The sequence below is a fragment of the Clostridium sp. SHJSY1 genome, assembly GCF_031626875.1.
Taxonomy (GTDB): domain Bacteria; phylum Bacillota; class Clostridia; order Clostridiales; family Clostridiaceae; genus Clostridium.
In genome coordinates, this window is sequence record NZ_JANDMF010000071.1 from 1 (window position 1) to 21,640 (window position 21,640).

The window sequence follows — 21,640 nt, forward strand, 5'->3', positions numbered from 1 at the left end:
ATGAATAAAATTTATATTTAGTAAAAAAGGATATATCATATTGAAGTTTTTTCACTCCAATCTGATACATCCCCTTTCCATTAATGAGGAGGAATTTGAAATGAAGAAAAAGTCATTTGTAGCTGCAATTTTAGTATCAGTAATGTCAGTATCAGTATTGATGGGGTGTGGAACTAAAACAGAAAACAAGAAATATTTAATAGCAACTGATGCTAAATATGCACCATTTTCATTTGAAGAAAGTGGTAAATACAAAGGTATTGATGTAGAACTTCTAGATGCTATAGCTAAAGAAGAAGGATTTGAATATGAATTAAAACCAATGGATTTTGATGGAATAATACCAGGTATTACATCTAATCAAATAGATGGAGCAATAGCAGGTATGAGTATTACAGATGAAAGACAAAAGTCATTAGATTTTTCAGACCCATATTTTGAGGCAGGTTTATCTATAGTTACAAATTCTAATAATACTTCAATCAGTGGAGAGAGTGATTTAAAAGGTAAAAAAGTATCTATAAAAAAGGGAACTGCAGGGGCTAAATTTGCCGAAGACAATAAGGATAAGTATCTATTAGAATTAAACTATTTTGCAGATTCTCCATCTATGTTCCAAGCAGTAGAGAATGGAAATGCAGATTTTGCATTAGAAGACTATCCGGTTATAGCTTATAAAGTTAAAGTGGATTCAAGTTCTACATTAAAGATAGCTGGTGAGAAGGTTACTAAAGCAAACTATGGTTTTGCTGTTAATAAAGGACAAAATTCAGAGCTATTAAAGAAATTTAATGAAGGATTAGAAAAGATAAAGGATAATGGAAAATATGATGAAATAGTTAAACAATATATTTCAAAATAGTATTAAATTATTATAAAGGTATAAAATAAAAAAGTTGTTCTTATTTAGAACAGCTTTTTTATTTCATCTATTACTTTTATTGCAGCATCATATCCATTTTGCCAGCCTTGCTTTAATTTTGTTATATCTTTTTCAAAGCTTTCTATAGATTGTTCAAGATTTGGTCTTATGATTATTGCTTTTCCCTCTGCTTCAAGTTTTTCGCAAAAACGTACAGTTTCATTATAAAGTTCATGTCTAGTTAATAGTGGCTTAACTAAATTAGGATATTTTTTACCTATAATTTTTGAGGCTATTTTATTGCCTTTACCAAGGGTTTTTCTATATTCTTTTGGTCTAGTTAATACAATAAGATGTTTTTCATTACCATCAGATATAGCTTTTTTTATAGGAATAGGATCACATAAGCCGCCATCATAATAAAAACCATTTTTAAATTTAATAGCAGGGAAGAAAAGTGGAATGGCACAGGTAGCTCTAAGAATTGAACATTTATCATCTAATTCTTTTTGAGCATTTATATATTCAGTTTTACCTGTATTGGCATTAGTAACTCCAACTAGAGCAGTTCCATCATACTTCATAAAAGTATCCATATCAAATGGATTTAATTTATTAGGAATTTCGTTAAAAACAAAATCAAGTCCAAATATACTCCTGTATTTAAAGAAATTTCTAATTCCTAAATACCTCTTATCTAATCTATAATTTTCTAAAACTTCAAGATTTCTTTTGTGCTGCTTTGATAAATAAGAAACTCCATTTGTTATACCTGCAGAGACTCCTATACAGTAAGGAAACATTATATTGTTATCTAATAATGCATCCATTACTCCAGCGCTGAAAATTGGTCTAAATGTTCCACCTTCTAATATTAAACTTGGCATAATTCCTCCTTATTTTATACGTTTAATAGATTTACCTGTACAAATTATACGCTTTAAATTGATAAAATACAATAATGCTTTGGTTATTATTGTTAATAAAATATACATGTTTAGTTAAAAGTCTATTAACAAAAACAATTATTAATATTTTAATATCAACTAGAACATAATATGAGTATTAGGTACATGGGATAAATATAAAATAGCAAACTTAAAGTTAGTAGTTATCTTAAAGAGATATAATAATTAATAGCTTTATTTGGGAGGGAAAAATTATGAAGGTTAGCAATACAGAAGAATTGACTAAGAGAATTAAAGAGTTAAGAAAAGCTCAAAAGGTATTTGCAACATATACCCAAGAGCAAGTTGATGAAATATTTAGACAAGCGGCTATAGCAGCAAATAATAATAGAATAGTACTTGCAAAATTAGCTGTTGAAGAAAGTGGTATGGGAATAGTTGAAGATAAGGTGATAAAAAATCACTTTGCAGCAGAATATATATACAATCAATACAAGGATATGAAGACATGTGGAGTCATATATGAGGATAAAACATTTGGTATAAGTAAGGTTGCAGAACCTTTTGGAGTAATTGCAGCTATTGTGCCAACAACAAATCCAACTTCAACATCTATATTTAAGACTTTAATAGCATTGAAAACAAGAAATGCAATAATAATAAGCCCTCACCCAAGAGCAAAAAAAGCTACAATTGAGGCTGCAAGAATAGTTTTAGATGCAGCAGTTAAGGCTGGAGCACCAAAGGGAATAATAGGATGGATAGATGAACCATCTGTTGAGTTGTCTCAAAATGTTATGAAAGAAGCTGATTTAATATTAGCTACTGGTGGTCCTGCTATGGTTAAGTCTGCTTATTCATCAGGAAAACCAGCTATAGGAGTTGGGGCTGGAAATACACCAGCAATTATAGATGATACTGCACATATCAAAATGGCGGTTAATTCAATATTACTTTCAAAGACTTTTGATAACGGAGTTATATGTGCATCAGAACAGAGTATAATTGCTATGGATTCTATTTATGATGAAGTAAAAAAAGAGTTAGATGAAAGAGGAGCATATATACTTAAAAAAGGAGAAATTGAAAAGGTAAGGGGTATAATATTAAATGAAAAAGGTGGATTAAATTCTAATATAGTAGGACAATCAGCTTTTAAAATAGCAGAAATGGCAGGCATTACAGTACCTGAAAATGCTAAAGTCTTGGTTGGAGAAGTTGAATCTGTAGAACTTGATGAACCATTCTCTCATGAAAAGTTATCTCCAGTATTAGCTATGTATAAAGCTGGTACTTTTGATGAAGCATTAAAAAAAGCATGTAGATTAATAGAATTAGGAGGTATGGGGCATACATCTATTCTTTATACAGATCAAATTAAATCAACTGAGAGAATAAAAGCTTTTGGAGTAGCTATGAAAACAGCAAGAACCCTTGTTAATATGCCAGCATCACAAGGAGCTATTGGAGATATATATAACTTTATGCTAGCACCATCATTAACTCTTGGATGTGGATCATGGGGTGGTAATTCAGTTTCAGAAAATGTAGGACCTAAACATTTGATTAATGTTAAGAGTGTTGCTGAGAGGAGAGAAAATATGCTTTGGTTTAGGGTCCCAGAAAAAGTATACTTCAAATATGGTTGTTTGCCAGTGGCTTTAAGAGAACTGCATGAAATAGGTAAAAAGAAAGTTTTTATTGTTACTGATAGAGTTCTAGCAGAGCTTGGTTATACTGATCATGTTACTAGAGTTTTAGAGGAATTAGGAATAGACTTTAGAGTATTCTCTGATGTTGAACCAGATCCAACTCTAAAAGCAGCTAAAGCTGGAGCTGAAGCTATGCATTCATATAATCCAGATGTGATTTTGGCACTTGGAGGAGGTTCACCAATGGATGCAGCTAAAATTATGTGGGTAATGTATGAGCATCCAGATGTAATTTTTGAAGATTTAGCTATGAGGTTTATGGATATAAGAAAGAGAGTTTATAAATTCCCAGTTATGGGAGAAAAGGCAATGATGGTGGCTATACCAACATCAGCTGGAACAGGCTCAGAAGTAACACCATTTGCAGTAATAACAGATGAAAAGACAGGAATTAAATATCCTTTAGCAGACTATGAATTAACTCCAGATATGGCTATAGTTGATGCAGAACTTATGATGAGTATGCCAAAAGGATTAACTTCATGCTCAGGTATAGATGTTCTTGTTCATGCTATTGAAGCATATGTTTCTGTATTAGCATCTGAATATACAAATGGATTAGCGCTAGAGGCTATAAGATTGGTATTTAAATATCTACCAGATTCCTACAATGAAGGAGAAACAAATGTTAAAGCAAGAGAAAAGATGGCACATGCATCATCAATTGCTGGAATAGCTTTTGCAAATGCATTCCTTGGAATATGTCACTCAATGGCACATAAACTAGGGGCTTTTCATCACTTGCCACATGGTATGGCTAATTCTTTACTTATAAATGAAGTTATTAAATTTAATGCTACAGATGCCCCAACTAAACAAACAGCATTTGCACAATATAAATATCCTAATGCTGCATGGAGATATGCAAGAATAGCTGATCATTTGCATTTAGGTGGAAATTCAGATGAAGAAAAAGTAGAGTTATTAATAAATGCTATTGAAGATTTACAAGCTAAAGTTGGAATGCCTAAAACAATTAAAGAAGCAGGAGTAAGTGAACATAAATTTTACTCTACACTAGATATAATGGTTGAGCAAGCATTTGATGATCAATGTACAGGAGCTAATCCAAGATATCCATTGATGAGTGAATTGAAACAAATGTATATTAATGCATATGAAAAAAAAGAAAAAGTAGCTAAAGAAATAAAAGAAAAGACATCTAAAAGAACTAAGAAAAAATAGAATTTACTTATGAGTATAAGAAAAGTAATATTTGGTGTATAAATAAATCAAATATTACTTTTTGCTGTTTAAAAATATATTTAGTACCCCTTATTTTTTAGAAAATAAATAATATGGAATTGGAATCTCAGGATCAGAAGAATCTGTATTAATATAAGTTTTAGGATAAGCATCTCTAAATTGGGATGGTGTTACTCCTTCATATTTTTTAAAGAGTTTCATAAAATATTTTTCGTCTTTGAAACAAAGTATATGAGATATCTCTTTAATAGTTTTATCAGAATTTATAAGATACTCTTTTGCTTTATTTATCTTAATATCATTAATGTACTTTAGTGTACTTATTCCAATATTTTTTTTAAATAGACGAGTTAAATGATCAGGTGTGAAATTGAATTTGTGTGCAACCATTTCTACAGAGATATTTTTTGTTATGTTTATCCTTATCCATTCCAAAATGTCAAAAAATTTTTTGCTCATTATGTTTTCTTTTGAGATAGCTGAATTAAAGGAAGTTATAAATTGTTGAGTTAATTCTATTGCCAATTCTGATATTAGATAATTTGCAGCTAAATGAGTGTAATATGGAGAATTAGTTATGTGAAGTAGTTGCTTTAAATAAATAAAAGACTTTCCTGTATCGGTTAAAGAAAAAAAAGTTGGAATAAGAATATGATCTTGTAGTTTTTCTTTATCTAATATAGAAACAACTTCTTCATAAATTTCTGATTCGTTCAATATTTTTTTTTCTGAATTACAAAGGAAATGAGCCCAATAAAAACTACTTCCTTCTTTTGAAACTTCATACCCAAAATGAAGAGTTCCTGGGACTAAAAATAAAACATCACCAGGATTTATTTCATATTTTTCATCTCCCTGTTGAATATAGATAGTTCCTTTAACTCCAACAATAATTTCATAATCATTTTCAAATATGAAAGGCTTATGTTTCCAATTTTTTTCACTAATGAATTGTCCAGATTTAAAGTAAGAAAGTGGAGTGCTTATATTTACTTTAAAATATAACATATCTGATTTCACCACCAAATATACGATTTTATAAGTTGTTTAAAATCTGTAAACGATTTATGATAATGGTAACAAATGTATACAGATGTTAATAATATTATAGTTTCTTAAAGTTTTTATGTCAAATAAAGGTATAAAGATAATTTGCATAAAAATTTTAAGTTAAATGAAAAGAATTGAAGATGTTCAATAATAACACCCAATGTCGGATTTGACCTACTATAACAAATTTTAACGAGGTGATTTTAAATGAAAAATATGAAAAATGAGGTTGAACTAAAGAATATAAAAATTAAGGATTCTTTTTGGTGTAAATATATGGAGTTAGTAAAAAAAGAAATAATTCCATATCAGTGGAAAGTATTAAACGATTCAGCAAATATAAGAATTGAGAAAGAAAGAGATGACAATAATATACCATCAGAAAAAAGTCATGCCATTGAAAATTTTAAAATTGCAGCAGGACTTAAAAGTGGACATCATTATGGATATGTTTTTCAAGATAGCGATGTATATAAGTGGTTGGAAGCTGTATCATATTCATTGATAAATGAAAAGGCTGATAATCTTGAAAAAGTAGCTGATGATGTTATAGATTTAATAGAATTAGCTCAAGAAGAGGATGGTTATTTAGATACCTATTTTACTATTGATGCACCTGAAAGAAAATTTAAGAGATTACTTGAAAGTCATGAATTATATTGTGCAGGACATTTTATGGAAGCAGCAGTAGCCTATTATGAAGCTACTGGAAAAAAGAAAGTTATAGATATAGCTTGCAAAGTAGCTGATTGTATAGATAGGAATTTTGGACCAGAAGAAAGTAAGATTCATGGATATGATGGTCATGAAGAAGTAGAAATTGGATTAGCAAAATTATATTCTGCAACTGAAAATGAGAATTACCTAAAGTTAAGTAAATATTTTCTAGAACAAAGAGGAAAAGAAAGTGGATTTCTTAGAAATCAATTAGCAGAAGATAATAATAAAAATGCAATATTACCAGTAATGAATAATTTTTCAACAAGATATTTTCAGGTTCATAAACCTATTTTAGAGCAAGAAACTGCTGAAGGACATTCAGTAAGACTTGTATATATGTGTACAGCTTTAGCAGATGTTGCTTATCTAACAAAGAATAAAGAAATGTTAGATACTTGTAAAAGGCTTTGGAAGAACATTACGGAAAAGAGAATGTATATAACAGGTGGTATTGGTTCAACAGTAAATGGAGAAGCATTTACATTTGATTATGATTTGCCAAATGACACTATGTACTGTGAAACTTGTGCTTCTATAGGGCTTATATTTTTTGCTCATAGTATGCTGAAAAGTGAACCTTCTAGTATTTATGCGGATGTTTTAGAAAGAAGTCTGTATAATTCTTCTATTAGTGGAATGGCATTGGATGGTAAACATTTTTTCTATGTTAATCCTTTAGAAGTTGATCCTAAAGCTAGTAAATATGACCCTACAAAAAGTCATGTAAAAACTACTAGAGCAGAATGGTTTGGTTGTGCATGTTGTCCTCCCAATTTAGCAAGAACTCTAACTTCTTTAGGTAAATATGTTTATACTACTTTTGAAAATACAATATATACACATTTATATTTATCTAATGATGCAGAAGTTTCAATAAATAATAATAAAGTTTCTATTAAGCAAGAAACAAACTTGCCATGGGAAGGAAATGTAAAAGTATCTGTAGGGGTTAATAAAAAAAGTGATTTTGGTATGGCTTTTAGAATTCCTTATTGGTGTGATTCTTATTCAGTTAAAGTAAACGGTGAAGCTATAGATTATGAGGTTTCAAAAGGATATATTTCAATTAATAGAGAGTGGAATAACTTAGATGTAATAGAAATTCAACTTGAGATGAAAATTCAAGAAATATCAGCAAATCCACATATTAAGGATGATCTAGGTAAAGTTGCACTACAAAGAGGCCCACTTATATATTGCTTAGAAGAAGTAGATAATGGTAAAAATCTACATCATATTAAACTTAACAATAGGGAATATAAGTATGATTTTGATCCTAATCTTTTAGGTGGTGTTGTTAAAATTACAACTAAAGCTAAAAAACTTATAATAGATAATAGCTGGGAAGATAAATTATATAAATCTAATGTAGAGTCTCCAAATTATGAAGATAAAGAAATTATTTTTATTCCATATTATAGCTGGGCAAACAGAAATCAAGGTGAAATGAAAGTCTGGATAAACAAGTAATTAATAATTATTATGGAGGAGTATAAATGGAAAGTAAAATAGAAGAAAAAATTGAAAGTAAAATTCAAAAAAAACAATCTGTCCCAGTTTATCAAAGAATTAGCTATGGAATGACTGATTGTGCAGGGAATTTATTATATGTAGTAATAAGCACATATTTATTATACTTTTTTACAGATGTATTTGGATTAAGTGTTGGTGTTGCAGGAACATTATTATTAGCAACTAGATTAGTTGATGCTATTGATGCACCTGTTTGGGGGTTATTAGTTGATCACACTCATACAAAATGGGGACAAAGTAGACCTTATTTTCTGTGGTTATGTGCACCATTTGCAGTATTTACATGGTTAACTTTTACAACACCAAATTTATCAGGAACTATGAAAGTTGTTTATGCAGCAGTGACTTACATCTGTGCAGGAGTTTGTTATACAGGTATAGCAACACCTATAACATCTATTTTACCTAATTTATCAGATGATTCTGAGGAGAGAGTTGTATTAAATTCATATAGAATGGTAGGTGGAAACGTAGGTACGCTCCTTACTAATCTAACACTACCACTAGTAGCGGTTTTAGGTTCAGGTAATGATAGAAAAGGTTTTTCTCTTACTCTTGCTATATTTGGAGTTGTTGCAATAATAATGTTAGTAACATCCTTCAAAAATTTAAGAGAGCAGAATGTAAGTAAGCTTAAGCCTATTCCTATAAAGAAGAGTTTAGGAGCAGTAAAGGGAAATTGGCCATGGGTATTATTAGTTACTGCAAATTTGATTTATTGGATTGGTAGCAATATCAGGTCATCATCTCAAATATATTACTTTGAATACAATTTAAATATGAAATATTTGGTCTCTATAGTAGGCTCATTATCAATTTTAACTGTAGCTGGTATGATATTAATACCGTTTATGGTTAAAATATCAAATAAGAGAACAGTAATGATCAGTGCACTTTTTGTAGCAGCAATTTCAAATATATCAATACATTTTGCAGCACATAATGTGGCAGCAGTTATAATTTTTTATGTATTAGGGTCAATTGGGTCAGGAGTAGCTTGCTCTATGCCATTTGCTATGCTATCAGATGCAGTAGATTATGGTCATTGGAAAACTGGAATAAGAGCTAGTGGATTTTTAACATCAATAGGAAGTGCATTTTGTATTAAAGCTGGAAGTGGAATTGGAGGATTTATTCCAGCACAAATAATGGGCGCATTTGGATATGTAGCAAATCAATCACAATCTGCAAACTCATTATTTGGGATAGAGTTTAGTTTTGTGTGGTTACCAGCAATATTATTTGTAGTTGCATGCATTCCTATGTTGATTTATGGAAAATATGAGAAAAATGAAGGTAATATAAAAAGAGAGTTAGAAGAAAGATTGTTAGAAGAAAAAAACCCAGTACAAGCTTGATAAAAAAACAATTTAAAAGTGATGAGAAGGAGGTTTATTAATATGAAAAAAGTATTAGTTGCTACAATATGTAGTGCAGTTTTACTAAGTGCAATACCAATGATGAAAACTTATGCAGCTACAAATCTTACAGTTGATTTGGGTAGTGAGATTGGGCCAGTAACACATGTGGGGGCAGGGTCTTTATATGGAGTAACAGAAACTAAGCCAGATAATAATTTAATACTGCCACTTCATAATAAAGTTTTAAATAATCCTGCAGTAATTGGATATCAACAACCTTGGGGGGGAGCTATACCAGTTGCACAAAGAGTGGCACCTATGGGAACTAAGGTTCAAATTCGTTTAGCAGATTGGTACAAAGGTTGGTATGATTATTCTAATTTGAATGATTGGTTTAATAAGATAACAACAACTGTCAATAACGTAAAATCAGCAGGTCTTACAAATGTTTATGGATATGAACTATGGAATGAACCTGATGGAACATGGAAAGGTAAGATAGTAGGAAAAATAGATTATAGTGATAGCTATGTTGAATTTAGGGTAAATGTTCCAAAAGCAGGGGCTTATTCAATGAATATAAGATATGCAAATGGAACAGGTTCTGATTCTACTCAGAGTATGAGTATTAATGGAGAGGCAGCTTCAACTGTAACATATCCAAACACAAGTGCATGGTCAGTTGGTGGAGGTAGTGAATCATTAACTAAGAGTGTGGATTTAAAGGCGGGAGTTAATACTATAAGATTTACAAAAGGATCTAGAGGATATGCTGAACTTGATTTTATTGATATATTAGGCGGAAATCCAGTTAGATATGAAGCTGAAAATGCAAGTATAAGTCATGCTAATATTTTTGATTGTGGTTATAGTTCAGGAGATTCTACAGGAAATTTGACATTTAGTGAATTCTATAGTAAAACACAAGAAAAAATAAAACAACTTGATTCGTCTATTAAAACTATAGGGCCATCTTTTGCAGATTATACTCATGAAGGGATGAAGGAATTTATGAAATATCAAAAAGTTCATAATACTCTTCCAGATATTATTTCATGGCATCAATTGGCAGGACAAAATTTTACTGAAGATTATAATGATTATAGATCCATAGAAAAATCTTTAGGAATAACAGAAAGACCAATGAGTATAAATGAATATAGTGGACCAGGATGGAAAAGTGATGAAGGAAAACCAGGTTCAGTAGCTCCACTAATAGCAAAATTTGAAAGACTCAAAGTTGATAGTGCTTGTCAAAGTTATTGGGATGTACCTAACCCAGGTAGATTAGGCAGTTTATTAGCAAACGATAAGGATAGAAATGGTGGTTGGTGGTTCTATAAGTGGTATGGAGATATGTCTGGAAAGATGGTAAATACTACACCTCCAAATGTTAATGATATGAGTGCAGTGGACGCTTTTGCATGTGTAGATTCTAGTAAAAAATATGCAAGTGTACTTTTTGGTGGCACAACGGATGGAGCAGTTAATGCTGTTATTAAAAATATACCATCCTTCTTTGGAAATAAGGCACATATAAGAGTTGATTGGACCCCTTTTGTAAATAAAGATACTGTAGTAAATACAACTAATACATTACTTGAAGGTGATTATTCAATAAAGGATGGACAAATTACACTGCCTATTTCAGGATTATATAATAATGATGGATATCGTATATATATTACTCCTTATGGACAAGCAACTAATAGATATGAAGCAGAGGATTCAGCTGTGAATAAAGCTAACTTATTTAGTGCCTCTAATGCATCAGCAGGAAAATATGTTGGGCAAATAGATTATAGTGATAGTTATGTAGATTTTTATGTAAAAGTACCAAAAACTAAGACTTATACAATGACAATAAGATATGCAAATGGAACAGGCACAAACTCAACACAGGAATTAGCATATAATGGAGGTGCCTTTTCAACTATTACCTACCCTAAGACTTCGGGATGGTCACAATTTGCTGATTTGAAAGTAAATGTGAATCTTAAAGCTGGCGACAATATTATTAGATTGGCAAAGGGAAATACAGGTTATGCAGAGTTAGATTATATTGATTTGAATTAAGCACAGTTATGCATATAATAAGTTAGGAATCTTAGTTTATTTGATTAGAAAAACATTATTACAGGAGGAGGACATTGAAAAAAATTATAGTTTTTCAATGCCCTCATTTATAATGGAAAATTTCATGAAAACATCTTTAGTTTTTCTTCTATTACAGAAATTCCTTTTTTTATATCATGATTACTAACACTAGCAATACTAAGTCTAATTCCTTTTTTATAAAATTTATCATAAAAATAAAATCTTTTACCATGTCCAACAATAACTTTAGATTTTTCAAGTTCTTTTACTAAAATATCTTCGTTAACCCATTCTGGAAGTTCTAGGTAACAGTAAAACCCAGAATGACTTTTTATTACTTTTACATCAAGATATTCTAAAGATTTTAAACTTTCATTTAAAATATCATATTTGCTCTTTAGATCGGCAGTTACCAATGAAGTGTGCTTATAAAGTAGCTTGCTTTGAAGGTAAATTTCCAAAGTGGCTTGTGACAATAAGGAAGGTGTAGGGTAAGAGAAAAAATGAATTTTATACATACATTTTTTTAAGGATTTAATTAAATTTGTAGGAGAGACTATAAAACCTATTCTCATCCAAGGCATAATTTTAGAAAAACTACTTATGTAAAATACGTGTTCATGATCAGAATACGAAAATATAGGATCATAGTTTCTATCTTCATCTATACATGAAAAATAGTCATCTTCTACTATATATACATCATATTTTTTAGCAAGTTTAGCTATAGTTTTTCTTTGACTTTTATTTAAAGTAGTTCCTAAAGGATTATGATGCCTTGGAATGACATAAAAAAACTTAATACTCTCTTCCTTGAATATTCTTTCAAGTTCTTTAAGGTCAATTCCATTTTCATTTCTTTCTATACCAATTACAGGAACATTACTATTTTTTAGTCCTTCAATATACATTGCATAAGTAGGTTGTTCTATTAAAATAGTTGTTTTTCTATTTGGAAGCTCTAACATATTTAATGCACTTAAAGTTTGACAAATGCCCATATTAATAAAAATATTATCTCTAGAAGTAAATATTTGAGAGTTAGAAAGATGAGTAACAAGTCTATCTCTTAATGAGTCAATGCCATAAATACCACTTTCTAAAGAATAATTGCTATAAATATCTCCAGCCCATTTTAAACAGTGCTTTAAGTCTTCAGTATTCATATTACCTATAATAGTATTACCACTATAAAAATTTATTGTATCACATTCAACATTATTTCTACTTAATGTTTCTGCCACAAAAAAACCACTTTTAGGTGAGGAATAAATAATGTGATTATTTTTTAAGGTTTCATAAGCCTTTATAACTGAATTTTTTGAGCAATTATATTTTGTGGTTAAATTTCTAATAGAGGGTATTTTTGATCCAGGTTTTAATTCGCCTTTTTGTATTGATTCATTTATATCATCTGCAATTATCATATATATACTTTTCAAGTTCAATACCTCCTATCTATATAATTTCAGAATATCATAGTATGGTTGAATTTTCTATAACAGTGATAAAAGATAGAAGTGTGTTATGGAGTAAATTCTTTTTGATTCATATTTATAATTTCTTGAAATAAAAAGTAAATAATAGTATAATCAGAATAAAATAGAAAAAAACTTGCTAGGGGTGCCAATTTGGCTGAGAGGGAGTAAAATCCTAACCCTTGTAACCTGATATGGATAATGCCATCGGAGGGAAGCAATATTAACTTTACTATATTAACATATATAATTATGTAGTGATTTTAGCTTGCTTTGGCAAGCTTTTTTTTATAGCAAAAAAACAAGGAGGGTTTATTAATGAATTATACAACTCAAATGGATGCAGCAAAAAAGGGAATCATTACAAGAGAAATGAAAATAGTAGCAGAAAAGGAAAATATGAATGTAGAAGAATTAAGATCTTTAGTGGCAGAGGGAAAGGTAGCAATTCCTGCAAATAAAAATCATAAAACTCTTAGCCCAGAAGGAGTGGGACAAGGACTTAAAACTAAAATTAATGTTAATCTTGGTATATCAAAAGATTGTCCTGAATGTGATAAGGAGTTAGAAAAAGTAAGAGTTGCTCTTGAAATGAAAGCAGAAGCCATAATGGATTTGTCTAACTATGGTAAAACAGAAGGAATGAGAAGAAAAATAGTTGAAATGTCTACTGCAATGCTTGGGACTGTACCAATATATGATGCTGTAGGTTTTTATGATAAAGAGTTAAAAGATATAACTGCTGAAGAATTTTTAGAAGTAGTAGACAAACATGGACAAGATGGAGTAGATTTTATAACAATACATGCAGGGATTAATAGAGAAGCTGTTGAAACAGTGAAAAGAAATAAGAGATTGACTAGTGTAGTTTCAAGAGGTGGATCATTATTGTTTGCCTGGATGGAGCTAAATAATAAAGAAAATCCATTTTATCAACATTTTGATAAACTTTTAGATATATGTGCTAAATATGACATGACAATATCTTTAGGGGATGCATTAAGGCCAGGATCAATTAATGATTCAACTGATGCTAATCAAATAAAGGAACTTATAACTCTTGGAGAACTTACAAAAAGAGCTTGGGAAAAAAATGTGCAAATTATAATTGAAGGACCAGGGCATATGGCACTGAATGAAATACAAGCAAATATGTTATTAGAAAAGAAATTATGTCATGGAGCACCTTTCTATGTTTTAGGACCTTTAGTTACAGATGTTGCTCCAGGGTATGATCATATAACATCCGCAATAGGAGGAGCTATAGCAGCTACTTATGGAGCAGACTTCTTATGTTATGTTACACCAGCAGAACATTTAAGATTACCAGATCTAAAAGACATGAAAGAAGGGATTGTAGCATCAAAGATTGCAGCTCACGCAGCGGATATAGCAAAAGGAATTAAAGGGGCAAGAAATTGGGATAATGCAATGAGTAAAGCACGGGCTGATTTAGATTGGGAAGCTATGTTTAATTTAGCTATTGATGGTGAAAAGGCAAGAAGATACAGGGCTGAATCAAAGCCACATGATGAAGAGTCATGTACAATGTGTGGAAAAATGTGTTCAATGAGAACAATGAAAAAGATTTTAAATGGGGAAGATTTAAATATCCTTAGAGATTAAATAGAAAAATAATAGATGGATTGATTTAATGTAAATTTTAAATCAATCCATCTATTTTTTGTAATAATGTAAAAATTGTCAAGAGTTTTTAAGTAATTTGATAAAATATTCGGTTTAAACTTGAAAAAAAATTTTTTTCCAGAAAAAGTTAAAAATATATTTACAAGGATAAAAGTTAGTTGTAAAATAAACAACAAAATCAAAAAAAATACAACTAGGGAATAAAAAGGGGGATTAACATGAAGAGTAAGAAGTTTATTTCGCTTATTACTACTTTAGCATTAACTACTACAATAGCATTAAATAGTAGTACATTGTCAGCTTTGGGAAAAGATGTGTCTACTGATGAGTTGAAACAAGTTTTAAAGAGTGAAGTAGAGGCAAAAATTTTAAATCAAACAAAATATATTAAAGGAAATTCCTTAACAGAAAAGGTGGTTAATGAAAATGGGTCAAGTTCTAATTTAGAAGAAGAGATTAGAGTTATAGTTCAATTAGAAGATACACCTGCAATAAAAGATAATAGTGCAGAATATAATGACTCAATAAAGGTAAAAGAAGAAGAAATTAAATCATCTCAAAATGATGTGATTGTTAAGGTTGAAGCTATAACAGGAACAACTGTAAAAAGAAGTTTCGGATATTTAGTTAATGGTTTTTCTATAAATACTAAGAGAAAATATATAGATAAGTTAAGAGCTGTAGAGGGAGTGAAGTCTGTTACAGAAGTAAAATCATTTAAACCAGATATGGAATTTGCAAAGAAAATAACTGGAGCAACGGATGTTTGGAAAGACCTTGGATATAAAGGTGAAGGAATGGTAGTTTCTATTATAGATACTGGAATTGACTATACTCACAAGGATTTGCAAAAGATAGATACTAGCAAAATAAAAATAGATGAATCTAAAGCTAAAACAGATATGGACAAGCTTGGGTATGGTAAGCATTTTACAGATAAAGTGCCATATGGATATAATTATGCTGATGGAAATGATAATGTAATTGATGATGGAAGTCAACATGGTATGCATGTTGCTGGAATTGTAGCAGCAAATGGTGATGAGAATGAGACAAATTCCTTTAATGCTGTAAAAGGAGTTGCACCAGAAGCTCAACTTTTAGCTATGAAGGTATTTACTAATAATCCAAACACAGAGTCAGCATGGGATGATGATATATTAGCAGCTATGGAGGACTCAGTAAAACTTGGAGCAGATGTTATAAATATGAGTCTTGGAGGAGGGCCAGGATTTTCAACAGATGAAGATCCTGAAAACATAGCAGTTAAAAATGCTACAGATGCTGGAGTTATATGTGTTATTTCAGCAGGTAACTCACAAACATCCACAACAACAAGCTCTAGTGGGCAACCAATGAATCAAATTGGAATAAAAGATACAGCTACTGTTGGATCACCTTCAACAGCAAAAGGAGCTTTATCTGTAGCTTCTATGGAAAATACAAGAACTGTTTTATCACAAGTTACTTATGAATCTAAAAATGGAACTAAGAATAAAGTGTTTTTTAGTAATGTAGAGGGAAGTAAGTTAGATTCATTGGAAAATTATCATGAGATAGTTGATTGTGGAAGAGGTGTAGTTCAAGATGGACAAGATGATTTTGGTGGAAAAGATTTAACAGGAAAGATAGCATTAATAGAAAGAGGGGTAACTACATTTCAAAGTAAATACGATAATGCTATAAAACATAATGCATCAGGGGTAATTATATATAATCATGCAGCTGGGGGAAATCTTCCTATGGGGATGTCTGTATCAAATATAACTTCACCTGTATTTAGTCTAGGTAGACAAGATGCATTAAATATAAAAAATGCTATAGAATGTGGAGATAAAGAATATAAATTTAGTTCAGATGGTTCTGTTTCAGATATTGAGAATACAGATATAAATGATATGTCTCAATTTTCTTCATGGGGAGCAACTCCAGACTTAGAGTTTAAGCCTGAAATAACTGCACCAGGTGGCGATATTTATTCTTTAGCAAATAACAATTCATACCAAATAATGAGTGGAACATCCATGGCAGCACCGCATACAGCTGGTTCAGAAGCTTTAATACTTCAAGGAGTAAAAAATAATCCAAATCTTAAAGGATTAAGTGGAAAAGATTTAGTATCATTTGCAAAGAATACAGCAATGAACACAGCTAAAATAATGACAGATAAGTATGATTCTACTGGAACAATACCATATTCAACAAGAAGGCAAGGGGCAGGGGTAGTACAGATAGAAAATGCTATTAAAAATAATGTAACAATAACTTATAAAGATGGGAAAGCAGCTGCAGCACTAAAGGAAATCGATAAAAACACTACTTTTACTTTAAAGTTAAAAAATTATAGTTCAAAAGATATAACTTATGATCTAGGAAAAGAAAAAGCTTATGGAGAAGTTATAGATGACAATGGATATATTCATGAAGTAGAACTTGGAGGTTCAGAAGTAAGCTTTGATAAAGAAAAAGTTCAAGTTAAAGCAAATTCTACTGCAGAAATTACAGTTACTTTGAATGTAGGAGATAAAATAGCTACAGAAAACTTTGTAGAAGGATATATTCATTTTAAATCAGAAGATTCAAATGAACCTTCACTTTCAGTTCCATTTATGGGCTTCTATGGGGATTGGAATAAAGATAGTATAGTTGATCTGCCTAATTATACAGATGAAAAGAACTCTAAGATTGGGACTACTGGACTAGCTACTGAAGTAAATGGAAAAATCGGATATTTAGGAGCAGTAGTTAATAATAGTATTATGCAAATAGATAAAAACAAAGTTGCTTTCTCACCAAATGGAGATGGATTGAAGGATAATTTACTTCCAGCATTATATATGCTAAGAAATTCTAAAGAAGTAAAAGCTCAAGTTATTGATAAAGATGGAAATGTGGTAAAGGATTTATATGTATCTCCAAAATTAGTTAAAAATACATTGGAAGATTATACTTCAGGAAAAGGTAATGCCACTTATTTGAGTGGAGCAACTTGGGATGGAACAGTTTACAATTCTTCAACTGGAAAAAATGAAAAGGCTGAAGATGGAGAATATTCTATAAAAATAACAAACTCAATGGAACTAGAAGGAAGCAAAGAGCAAGAATTGAACTTGCCAATTAAGTTAGATACAAAAGAACCAGAATTTAAGATAAAAGATATTCAAACATATAAGGATAGTTCAGAAAAAACTCATTATAAGCTAAGTTGGACAGGAAAAGATAATGATGGAGGTTCAGGGATAGATGGAACATTTGCAGTAAGTATTAATGGGAAGATTCAAACATTAAAAGAAAGTGATATTACTGAAGTTAATGGAATTTATTCAGCTGAAATATCATTTAATGAAGGAGAAGTTAATTCAGTTGAGTTAGTTGGTATTGATAATGCAGGAAACTATGGGGTTACTTCTTCTAATTTAAAAGCAGAAAATCTTAAAACAATAGCCTTTTCAAGATTAGAGGATGGATTGGTTATTGGAAATGGTGATTTAACTGATGGTAAGTTTGTCATTAAAGGGACTGCAGGCAATGATTTGGGTAAGTTAATTGTTAATGATAAAAAGATAGAGATAGAAGATAATTATTTTGAAGTACCTGTAGATGTTAAAGAAGGAGAAAACTCAATAAAGGTTTATGCTGAGGATAAAGATAAGAAACTAGTGTTAGATAAAGTATATAAAGTTATTTTAGATACAAGTAAACCAGAAGTTGCCGTTTATCCTAATATAGGAGAAGAAAGTCCTTATTACACAACAGAAAATGATACTATTAAGTTAAATATTTCAGTTGAAGATAATACAGAGGTTAAAGGAAGTATAACTTCAGGGGATTCTAATATTCCATTAAATATTATAGATAGAAAAGCAACAACGGATGTAAAACTTAAAGATGGATTAAATTTAATTAAACTATCAGTTTCAGATAAAGCAGGAAATACAACAGTAAAAGATATGATAGTAGTAAAAGGAGATTCAACAGATAAACTAAGTGTAACAATAGATAATTTAAGTTTTGCACAATTCATACAACCAGCTGAAGTTAAAGATGGTATATACAAAATCAAAGGTCATGTAAACAAGAATGCAAAAGTTTTAAAAATTAATGATCAAAATATTAAGATAAATGATGATTTAACATTTACTTATGATTTTGCATTGAAAAATGGTGGGAATTTGCTAAAGATATATGCAGAAGATGCAGATGGAAAGGTAGTAGCAAACTATGCTTATAAATCGTATTATGATTCAACTTCTCCAAAGCTTGTGACTAACTTACCACTTATAAGAGAGGATGGAAATATTTACACTAATAATTCTATATTCAACATTAACGGTAAAATAACAGATAATATGTTTGGATATTCTTTATATGTTAATGGTGATTGTTTGATACATTTTGATAATAATCCAATATCAGATGAAAAGTTATTAGAAAAGAACTTCTCTAAAAATATTACTTTAAATGATGGTCTAAATCATGTCAACTTATTGGCTCAAGATGAATTTGGAAATAAAGTTTCAGATGATATTAAAGTGGTTTTAGATAAAGTAGCACCAAATGCACCTAAAATTAACGTTACTAGTGAACCATATAAGTATAAGTCAACAAAGGTAGAAATTACTACAGATGAAAAACAAATAGATAGAATAGAATATAGTTTTGATGGAAAAAATTACATCAAATATGATGGAAAAATAGAAATTGGGGCATCAACTTCTATTTATGCACGGGTAGTTGATTATGCAGGAAATGTAAGTGGAGCAAGTGCAGTAGGCATTGATCTTGATACCACAGCACCAGTTGTAACAGTTTCAGGTATTAGCGGTGGACAAACTTATTATAAGCCAGTAGTTCCAGTTGTTGATGTTAATGATAAAGAGTCTAAATTAATTGTGCTATTAAATGGGAAAGAGTATAAAGGAGAAGAATTAAATGTTGAGGGTGATTATACATTAGAAGCTTATGCTATAGATAAAGCAGGTAATAAATCTAATGTGGTTAAGCAGTCATTTAAACTTTCTCAAAACTCTTATGATGATATTAATGGGGATTTTGAAGATACAATAACTCATAATTCAATTAAACCATCAGGTGATAATCCATATATCTATGAAGCAATACGTTCAAATGATTTTAAAGCAATAATAGATGACACATCAAAAGAAGTAGATATTATTTCACCAAATACAAAGGTTATTCTACCAACTAAAGTATTGTCATTATCCTCTGGAAAAGTAACTTTCAATCAAAGTATTTATGCATATGAAGATATACTTAAATTTAAAGCTGTTAATAGGTTAATTGATTTATCATTAGTAGATTCTGATGGAAAGTTAATAAAAGATTTTAAAGGAAATAAGGTTAAGGTTTCAGTTAAGCTTACAGATGAAGAACTTAAAAATCTAGATAAGAGCAAACTTACAGCTTATTATTATGATGAAAGTGTAAAGGAGTGGAAGGAGATAGGTGGAGAATTCTCTAATGATACTTCAACATTTACTTTCGAAACAACTAAATTCAGTAAGTTTGTAATAGGAGAAAAAGTATCTTCTAATAACCCAGTACCTGAAAAAATTGTAAATTCAAGTTCGAATGAAGTTGAAATAAACACAAATGGATTAACAGAAAAGACTGGAGATAAAACAACATTAGGTGCTATTTTGGCATTGGTGTTTATGGCTATAGTATCAGGTGGAGCTTTATTTATAACAGGAAGGAAAAAGAATAGTAATTAATTAAGAAATTGAATAAAAAAGAGTGGCTTAGCCACTCTTTTTTTATGAGAATAAGTTAGTTATTGCATGCCAAATATCAGAAAAAAATGTTCCTACTTTAGCAAAAAAGCCTTTAGCTTCATCACTAGTTAATTTATCTTTTAATTGTGTAGTTACATCATTTAATTGATCTTTAATAGTGCTATAATCTAAGTGCAATTCATTAATTTTTGATGCTAAGGATTTTATATTTTGTATATCTTCATCAGTTAGTTTGTCTTTATAATCTTTAACTTCTTTATCAACTATTTTATCAACTTCTTGTTGATTTTCTGGTTCTTTCTTTACTACATTTTTCTTTATATCATTTATAAGATTTGTAGCATCATCTTGACCAATTTTATCACCTAAATCTCCTGTTACTACAATTTCTTGGTTAGCAGCTTCTTTTTTATTTTCATCAATTTTTTCACCGCTTGAACTATTTTCAAATCCTTTAAGTATACCTGTAAGTGCAGCTGTTCCTGATACTTTAAAAGGAGCAGAAGCTTTAACATCTGCATTTTTAATTCCAGCTGTTATAAGAGCATTTTTTATCATGTTTTCTGTTACCCAAGTAAGATTATTTGTAGTTATATTTAAACCACCACTAGTTGTTGGTTCAACATAAGAACAAGATATTGATTTACTTCCTAGCTGTGCGGATGTAGCAACTTTTCCTAAAGCAGCATACTCTTCTTTTGATGTTATTTCTATTACATTAGCATCGTTTTTAGTAACATTAAACTCTTTCAACATAGAATCCTTTTGTTCTTGAGTTAAATCTGCTCCTAAAGTAACAACTTTAAAGGAATCAGCAGAAGCATTTATTCCAGAAAAAGCAGATGTAATAATAGTGAATGATAATAATGATAACATTATTTTGTTTATGAATGATTTTGCTTTCATAATTGTCCTCCTTATGCCATTTTAATCTTGTATATTATAACATAAATATATTATTATTTTATTTAAAGTTTATTACTTTAAATAAAATAGTGTAGAGTATTTTTATATTTTTATGTATAAAAATTATATTTAGTACATAAACTACTTCTAGTGTATCAATATACGAAATATTGAAAAAAATAGAGAATTATGAGGAATAATAAAGTTAATGTTAAATAAATATAATTTAATGTAATTATAAAGTATATGTATATGATAACATTAGGTACATCCACTAAATGAGTTAGGTCAACAAAAATAAAAAAAGTGTTGACAAGATTTTATTAGGGTGATAAGATAAGAAAGTCGCTTGAGGGCGGCAAACAAATTGGTCTTTGAAAATTGAACAGATTATATAAGTTAAA

At 30.0% G+C, this 21,640-nt stretch carries 11 protein-coding genes and 1 riboswitch; of the genes, 7 read left to right on the forward strand and 4 right to left on the reverse strand.

The genetic code is table 11. The annotated features are described in order from the left end of the window. Window positions 1–100: 100 nt before the first annotated feature. A complete protein-coding gene (locus tag NNC19_RS21755; protein WP_310940798.1) occupies window positions 101–862 on the forward strand; it encodes a transporter substrate-binding domain-containing protein in 762 nt (253 codons plus the stop codon). 44 nt (window positions 863–906) lie between these two features. Here NNC19_RS21755 and NNC19_RS21760 read toward each other — a convergent pair whose 3' ends face one another. After that, on the reverse strand, window positions 907–1,749 hold the full coding sequence (locus NNC19_RS21760) for a patatin family protein (RefSeq protein ID WP_310940799.1): 843 nt from the start codon (window positions 1,747–1,749) through the stop codon (window positions 907–909). Window positions 1,750–2,024: 275 nt separating this feature from the next. On the opposite strand from NNC19_RS21760, the gene adhE reads away from it, so the two are divergent. Continuing rightward, the gene (gene adhE / locus NNC19_RS21765) at window positions 2,025–4,667 is read left to right on the forward strand and encodes a bifunctional acetaldehyde-CoA/alcohol dehydrogenase (RefSeq protein WP_310940800.1); all 2,643 of its coding nucleotides are present in this window, start codon (window positions 2,025–2,027) and stop codon (window positions 4,665–4,667) included. 90 nt (window positions 4,668–4,757) lie between these two features. On the opposite strand, the gene NNC19_RS21770 is transcribed toward adhE, so the two are convergent. Next, on the reverse strand, window positions 4,758–5,696 hold the full coding sequence (locus NNC19_RS21770; protein WP_310940801.1) for a helix-turn-helix domain-containing protein: 939 nt from the start codon (window positions 5,694–5,696) through the stop codon (window positions 4,758–4,760). Between the two features lie 249 nt (window positions 5,697–5,945). On the opposite strand from NNC19_RS21770, the gene NNC19_RS21775 reads away from it, so the two are divergent. From NNC19_RS21775 to NNC19_RS21785, 3 genes are read left to right on the forward strand one after another with little or no spacing between them, the layout of a single operon-like run. Continuing rightward, window positions 5,946–7,928 carry a beta-L-arabinofuranosidase domain-containing protein gene (locus tag NNC19_RS21775; RefSeq protein ID WP_310940802.1) on the forward strand — a complete coding sequence of 661 codons (1,983 nt, stop codon included), beginning with the start codon at window positions 5,946–5,948 and terminating at the stop codon, window positions 7,926–7,928. Window positions 7,929–7,954: 26 nt separating this feature from the next. Further along, a complete protein-coding gene (locus NNC19_RS21780) occupies window positions 7,955–9,349 on the forward strand; it encodes an MFS transporter (RefSeq protein ID WP_310940803.1) in 1,395 nt (464 codons plus the stop codon). Between the two features lie 42 nt (window positions 9,350–9,391). Then, window positions 9,392–11,428, forward strand: a complete 2,037-nt coding sequence (locus tag NNC19_RS21785; protein ID WP_310940804.1) for a CBM35 domain-containing protein — start codon at window positions 9,392–9,394, stop codon at window positions 11,426–11,428. A gap of 122 nt (window positions 11,429–11,550) precedes the next feature. Here the strand turns inward: NNC19_RS21785 and NNC19_RS21790 are convergent, their stop codons facing one another. Continuing rightward, window positions 11,551–12,891 (reverse strand): PLP-dependent aminotransferase family protein, encoded by a 1,341-nt coding sequence (locus tag NNC19_RS21790; RefSeq protein ID WP_310940805.1) that lies wholly within the window; start codon window positions 12,889–12,891, stop codon window positions 11,551–11,553. A 167-nt stretch (window positions 12,892–13,058) separates the two neighbouring features. Then, a riboswitch (TPP riboswitch) is annotated at window positions 13,059–13,160 on the forward strand. Between the two features lie 85 nt (window positions 13,161–13,245). Between NNC19_RS21790 and thiC the strand changes: the two genes are divergently transcribed. After that, a complete protein-coding gene (thiC, locus tag NNC19_RS21795) occupies window positions 13,246–14,553 on the forward strand; it encodes a phosphomethylpyrimidine synthase ThiC (RefSeq protein WP_310940806.1) in 1,308 nt (435 codons plus the stop codon). 239 nt (window positions 14,554–14,792) lie between these two features. Beyond that, window positions 14,793–20,309, forward strand: coding sequence for a S8 family serine peptidase (locus NNC19_RS21800; protein ID WP_310940807.1), 5,517 nt, complete (start codon window positions 14,793–14,795; stop codon window positions 20,307–20,309). Window positions 20,310–20,351: 42 nt separating this feature from the next. Here the strand turns inward: NNC19_RS21800 and NNC19_RS21805 are convergent, their stop codons facing one another. Further along, window positions 20,352–21,236 (reverse strand): DUF1002 domain-containing protein, encoded by an 885-nt coding sequence (locus NNC19_RS21805; protein WP_310940808.1) that lies wholly within the window; start codon window positions 21,234–21,236, stop codon window positions 20,352–20,354. Window positions 21,237–21,640 lie beyond the last annotated feature (404 nt).

Excerpts from the sequence above, each read along its gene's own strand:
- NNC19_RS21755 (WP_310940798.1), top strand. The coding sequence starts at position 101 with ATGAAGAAAAAGTCATTTGTAGCTGCAATTTTAGTATCAGTAATGTCA.
- NNC19_RS21760 (WP_310940799.1), bottom strand. The coding sequence starts at position 1,749 with ATGCCAAGTTTAATATTAGAAGGTGGAACATTTAGACCAATTTTCAGC.
- adhE (WP_310940800.1), top strand. The coding sequence starts at position 2,025 with ATGAAGGTTAGCAATACAGAAGAATTGACTAAGAGAATTAAAGAGTTA.
- NNC19_RS21770 (WP_310940801.1), bottom strand. The coding sequence starts at position 5,696 with ATGTTATATTTTAAAGTAAATATAAGCACTCCACTTTCTTACTTTAAA.
- NNC19_RS21775 (WP_310940802.1), top strand. The coding sequence starts at position 5,946 with ATGAAAAATATGAAAAATGAGGTTGAACTAAAGAATATAAAAATTAAG.
- NNC19_RS21780 (WP_310940803.1), top strand. The coding sequence starts at position 7,955 with ATGGAAAGTAAAATAGAAGAAAAAATTGAAAGTAAAATTCAAAAAAAA.
- NNC19_RS21785 (WP_310940804.1), top strand. The coding sequence starts at position 9,392 with ATGAAAAAAGTATTAGTTGCTACAATATGTAGTGCAGTTTTACTAAGT.
- thiC (WP_310940806.1), top strand. The coding sequence starts at position 13,246 with ATGAATTATACAACTCAAATGGATGCAGCAAAAAAGGGAATCATTACA.
- NNC19_RS21800 (WP_310940807.1), top strand. The coding sequence starts at position 14,793 with ATGAAGAGTAAGAAGTTTATTTCGCTTATTACTACTTTAGCATTAACT.
- NNC19_RS21805 (WP_310940808.1), bottom strand. The coding sequence starts at position 21,236 with ATGAAAGCAAAATCATTCATAAACAAAATAATGTTATCATTATTATCA.